Here is a 292-nt window from a genome sequence, read left to right as displayed (position 1 = left end):
ACCTTGCTCAATCATATTCTGAATAATCGTGAACAGGTGCGCGTTGCACTGATTGTTAATGATATGAGTGAAGTGAATATTGATGCTGCATTGCTGCGTGATGGTGGTGCCAATTTGTCCCGCACACGGGAGCAACTGGTTGAGCTGACCAATGGCTGTATCTGCTGCACATTGCGTGACGATCTTTTGCAAGAGGTAACACAACTCGCCAAACAGGGGCGCTTTGATTATCTGCTGATTGAATCGACAGGTATTTCCGAACCTTTGCCGGTGGCGTCGACCTTCGAGTTTC

Annotated in this window: 1 protein-coding gene; it reads left to right on the top strand. The window is 47.9% G+C overall.

The features are described 5' to 3' along the window. A partial coding sequence (locus HBA93_RS20570) for a GTP-binding protein (protein ID WP_286202102.1) occupies positions 1–292 on the top strand: 292 nt, incomplete at both ends.

Source organism: Ochrobactrum sp. SFR4 (assembly GCF_019730395.1).
Classification (GTDB): domain Bacteria; phylum Pseudomonadota; class Alphaproteobacteria; order Rhizobiales; family Rhizobiaceae; genus Pseudochrobactrum.
This window is presented reverse-complemented; position numbering and strand designations above follow the sequence as displayed.